Genomic DNA, 704 nt, shown 5'->3' with positions numbered 1-704 from the left:
GTTGTTAAAGGCCGAACCAGGATTGAACGAGTACGAACCGTCAGCGTTCAGCGTGAAGGTGCCACCGTTGGAACCGGTGATTGCTGCGCCCACGTTGGTCGCCTGGCCGTTGACGGCCGAAACCTGCAGCGTGTCGCCGTCCGGATCGGTGTCGTTGGCCAGCACGCCGTGCGCGGCATCGGCGGTGAGGTTGACGCCTTGGTTGGTGCTGTCCGTGTCGTTGACGGCCGTCGGAGCCGGGTTCTTGACGTCCCACGAGAAGTCTTGCGACACCGAGGCGCCGGACTTGTCGGTCGCGGTGATGGTGACGGCGTAGACGCCTTCATTGCCGCCTTGCGAAGCCGACTTGTCCAAAGTGCCGGAGATGATGCCGGTCTTGGGATCGATGGTCAGGCCCGGGGGCAGGCCGGTGGCCGAGTACGTCAGCGCATCGCCGGTATCCACATCCGAGAACTGGCCGGAGATGTCGACCGGGGTGATGGCCTGGCCATCGTTGCCCGATTGATCATCCAGCGTCACACCCGGGGTGAGGATCGGGGTGTCGTTGGTGCCCGTGATCGTGACCGTCAAGGTCGCGGTCGACGTGCCGCCTTCGCCATCCGAGACGGTGTAGGTGATCGACGACGTGGCCGTCTGGTTGGCGCCCAGGTTGTTGAACGCGGAGCCGGGGTTAAACGAGTAGGAACCGTCAGCGTTCAGCGTGA

Annotated in this window: 1 protein-coding gene; it reads right to left on the bottom strand. The window is 64.1% G+C overall.

The features are described 5' to 3' along the window. Window positions 1-704, bottom strand: a 704-nt coding sequence (locus AC6LJW_RS29440) for a cadherin-like domain-containing protein (protein ID WP_498088974.1), incomplete at both ends; no start/stop codon positions are given.

The sequence above is a fragment of the Achromobacter sp. 1012554356 genome (genome assembly GCF_059760815.1).
Note: the sequence above shows the minus strand (reverse complement) of the source record. Positions and strands in the feature narration are given on the sequence as shown.